At 73.2% G+C, this 3,793-nt stretch carries 2 protein-coding genes; both read right to left on the bottom strand.

The window, feature by feature from the left end:
* A partial coding sequence (gene ftsY / locus D1643_RS10190; RefSeq protein WP_236643551.1) for a signal recognition particle-docking protein FtsY occupies positions 1 to 1,182 on the bottom strand: 1,182 nt, incomplete at its 3' end.
* 33 nt (positions 1,183 to 1,215) lie between these two features.
* On the bottom strand, positions 1,216 to 3,793 hold a 2,578-nt coding region (locus D1643_RS10185; RefSeq protein ID WP_160710513.1), incomplete at its 5' end, for an AAA family ATPase.

The following is a 3,793-nucleotide window of genomic DNA, read 5'->3' as shown; positions in this document are numbered from 1 at the left end:
GGCCGCGCCCGCTTCGTCGGCGTCGCCGGCATCCGGCGCGTCGGCCGCATCTGGCGTGCCGTCGGCGGCCGGGGCCGCCTCGGCGTCGGACGCCTCGCCAGCCGCGGGCTCCCCCGCAGTCTCGGCCCCGTCATCCTCGGGCGCGGCGACGTCAGCCGGCTCCGAAACCGCCGGCGCCCCCTCGATCACGTCGCGGCGCCGCTCCCCCGCCGTGACGGCCGCCTCCTTGGCGTTCTCGCCGCGCAGGGAGTCCTCGTCCTCGTCGAAGCGCTCGTCGAAGGCGCCCACCAGGGCGGCGGCGAACTCGTGGGCGTCGAAGTCACGCAGATCGTCGATGCCCTCCCCCACGCCGATCTTGATGATGGGCAGCTCCAGCTCGTGGCTCACGGCCAGGGCGATGCCGCCCTTGGCGGTGCCGTCGAGCTTGGTGACGATGAGCGCGTCCACATCGAGCGCGCGGTTGAACTCGCGAGCCTGCTGCAAGCCGTTCTGTCCGGTGGTCGCGTCGATGACGAGCACGGTGTAGACGGGCAGCTTCGCGCGCTTGCGCACCACGCTCACCACCTTCTCCAGCTCGCGCATGAGGTCGGCGGAGGTGTGCAGGCGCCCGGCGGTGTCCACGAGCACGAGATCGGCCCCGACCGCCTCGGCGCGCTCGATGGTGTCGTAGCACACGCTCGCCGGATCGGCCCCGCGCTCGCGGGTGACCATCTCCACCCCGGCCCGGCGCGCCCACACCTCGAGCTGCTCGATGGCAGCGGCGCGGAAGGTGTCGGCCGAGCCTAAGATGACCGCGCGCCCGGCGTCGGTCTGCTCCTTGGCGATCTTGCCCACCGTGGTGGTCTTGCCCGTGCCGTTGATGCCCACGAACAGCACGAGGGCCGGCTCGCCGCCCAGGATGTCCGCGCCGCCCTCGGTGAAGGAGGCGGCTATCTCGTCGTTGAGCAGGTCGAGCACGGCGTAGGCATCCGGCAACGCCTTGCGCGTGGCGGCATCGCGCAGCCGCTCGACGATCGAGTCAGCCGCGCTGCCGCCCACGTCCGCCAGGATGAGCGTCTCCTCCAGCCCCTCCCAGAATTCCTCGTCGAGGTCGGGCCCGCGATCGAGCAGGACGTTCATCGACTCCTTGAAGCGGTCGCGGGAGCGGGTGAGCCCCTCGCTGATGCGGTCTAAGAATCCCATGGCTCTCTCCTTCGCTTCGGTCGGGCGGCGGCGCTACTCCGCGTACTGGAGAGCGCGGTCGAGCTTCTGGCTGATGACCTTGGTCACGCCATCGGCCTGCATGGACACGCCGAACAGCACGTCAGCCGTCTCCATGGTGCGTCGCTGGTGGGTGATCATGATGAGCTGGGTCGAGTCGCGCAGCTGCTCGATGTAGGCCACGAGCCGACGCAGGTTGGTGTCGTCGAGGGCGGCCTCCACCTCGTCGAGGATGTAGAACGGCGTGGAGCGCGTGCGGTACACGGCGAACAGGAGCGCGAGCGCGGTGAGGGACTTCTCGCCGCCAGACATGAGCATCATCTTGGTGATGCGCTTGCCGCGGGGCTGGGCCGTCACCTCCACGCCGGTGTTCTCCAAGTCGTCCGGATCCACGAGCGACAGGCTGGCCGATCCGCCGGGGAACAGCACGGCGAAGATCTCCTGGAAGTTGGCGTTGACCTCCTCGTAGGTGCGCACGAAGTCGTCCTTCATGCGCGCGTCGATGACGCGGTTGATCTTGGCGAGTGACTTGCGCGCCGAGTCGAGGTCGGACAGCTGGCCGGCCAGGTAGTCGAAGCGCGCCTTGAGCTCGTCATACTCCTCGGCCGCGTCCGGGTTGATGGTGCCGAGGTTGGCGATACGCCGCTGGAGGCGAAACGCGGTCTCCTCCGCGAGCGGGCGGTCCTCGAGCGGGGGCAGGACGAGCGCCGTCTCGAGCGGCGTCTTGCAGTCGGCCACGATGACGTTCACCGCCGCCTCCACCTTGAGCTCGAGGCGGCCCTTCTCCACGCGCGCGGCGGAGAGCTGCTCGTTGACGACGTCGAAGGCGTCATGGGCGCGATGGGCCGCGGCTCGGGCCTCGGTGATGGAGGCGTGCAGGCCGGTGGAGGAGTCCTGGGCGGCGCTCGCGCGCTCCTCCAGGTCGCGCGTCCAGCGGCGGGCCGACAGCGTCAGCTCCTCGAACACGGCGAGCAGGGGCTCCAGGCGGCGGGCCGACACGGTCTTGACGGCCAGAAGCTCGCGGGCCTCGGCCACCGTCTCGCGCAGGGCCTCCAGGTCGCCCAGGCGGGCGTCGCGCACGCGGGCGGCGTAGGTGTCGCGCTCGGCGAGCTTGGCGGCCTCGAGCTTGGCCTCGGCCAGCTCCTCGGACACGCGATGAGCCTCCGAGCGCAGAGGGGCCAGCTCCGCCTGGATCTCCTCCTGCTTGGCCTTGGCATCGGCCAGGCCCTGCTGGCACTCGGCGATCTGGCGCTCATAGGTCTCCACGTCGGGACGGGCGCTCGAGATGATGGCCTCGGCCTCCTCGCGCTGGCGCGTCACCGACTCGAGCTCGCGACGGACGGCGGTCAGCTTCTCCTCGGCCCGGTCGGCCTGGGACCGCGACGCCTCGGCGCCGCCGCGCAGGGCGGCGAGCCGCTGGCTCAGGTCCAGGCTCGCGGCCTGGGCCTTGCGCAGGGACTCCTCCGCCTCGCTGGCCTCACGCTGAGCCGTGGCCGTGGCCTCCTGGGCATCGGCGAGCGCGCCGCGCAGGTCCTCCACGCGGCGGACGCGGGCGAGCACGCCCTCGGCGCCCTCGTCCACGGCGGTGCCCACGCTCACCTTGCCGCTCGGCCACACCACCGAGCCGTCGGCGGCGGCGAAGCGCAGCCCCAAGGCGTCGGCGCCGTGGGCCTCCAGGGCGTCGTCGAGCGTGGCGCACAGCACCACGTCTCCCAGCACGGCGCGCACCGCGCGGGCCGCCGAGGGCGGGAAGGCGAGACGCTCGATGAGCGGGGTGCCCGGAGCGTCGGCCGGGTAGGCGGCGGCGCGGGCCTCGGGCAGGCTGTCGGGCGAGGCGTCCTCGCGCAGGAGCAGCGACACCTCGCCCTCCAGCTCGGCGGCGGCGAGCACCGAGGCCACCGAGGCTGCGCACACCGCGTCGTCGACGAGCAGCGTGGCCACGTCCGGGCCGAGCAGCGCCTCCACGAGGGCCTCGCAGCCCTCGGAGGCGCGCACCACGTGGGCAAGCGGCTCAAGCGCGCCGGCCAGCTCGTCCTCGTGCTCCATGAGCCAGGCCCGCGCCGGGCCCGACGCGGCCACCGAGGCGCGCTCGACCTCCTCGAGGGCCTGGATCTGCGCCGCCAGGGCGCGCTCGGCGTCGCGCGCCTCGTCGAGGGCGGTGCGGGTGGCCTCGCGGGCCTGGGTGCACGTGCCCACGAGCTTGCGAGCGGCCGACTCCTGCTCGTCGAGCGTCGCGAGCGCCTCGGCGGCGGCAGCGGCCTCGGCGGCGAGCGACTCGGCGTCGGCCTGGGCGCGGGCGAGCGAGAGCTCGAGCTCGGCGCTGTGGCCCTCGATCACCTTCACGTGGGCGAGCCCGTTGGTGAGCGCCTCCTGGGTCTCGGCGTGGCGGCGGCGCGCCACGTCCATCTTGGCCTCCAGGTCGCGCGCGTCCTTACCCAAGGCCGACGACTCGCGCTCAAGGCTGCCGCGGCGCACGCCGAGGTCGCGGTAGGACTGGTCGAGGGCGGCCACGCGCTCGTCGGCGGCGGCGCGGCTCGCGGCCACCTCCGCCAGCGTCGAGGCGGCCCCGCGCAGCTCGGCCTCGGCCGCGGCG

The sequence above is a fragment of the Enterorhabdus sp. P55 genome (assembly GCF_009911695.1).
Lineage (GTDB): Bacteria > Actinomycetota > Coriobacteriia > Coriobacteriales > Eggerthellaceae > Enterorhabdus.
Note: the sequence above shows the minus strand (reverse complement) of the source record. Positions and strands in the feature narration are given on the sequence as shown.